Raw genomic sequence first — 253 nt, 5'->3', positions numbered from 1 at the left:
CAATTGACGAGTTAAAAGCAGGAATTCGTAAAGGTACATTAAATGTTGAATTCTACCCTGTTCTTGTTGGTTCTGCCTTCAAAAACAAAGGTGTTCAACTAGTACTTGATGCTGTTCTTGACTACCTTCCTGCACCAACTGACGTTGCTGCAATCAAAGGTACACGTCCTGATACAAATGAAGAGATTGAGCGTCATTCTTCTGACGAAGAGCCATTCTCTGCATTAGCATTTAAAGTTATGACTGACCCTTA

At 39.9% G+C, this 253-nt stretch carries 1 pseudogene; it reads left to right on the top strand.

Annotation, left to right across the window (positions count from 1 at the left end):
* Positions 1-253: pseudogene (fusA, locus tag ACP7H9_RS14310) on the top strand (elongation factor G); the annotation flags it as partial.

The organism is Idiomarina sp. ST20R2A10, from assembly GCF_051842345.1.
Lineage (GTDB): Bacteria > Pseudomonadota > Gammaproteobacteria > Enterobacterales > Alteromonadaceae > Idiomarina > Idiomarina loihiensis.
This window is presented reverse-complemented; position numbering and strand designations above follow the sequence as displayed.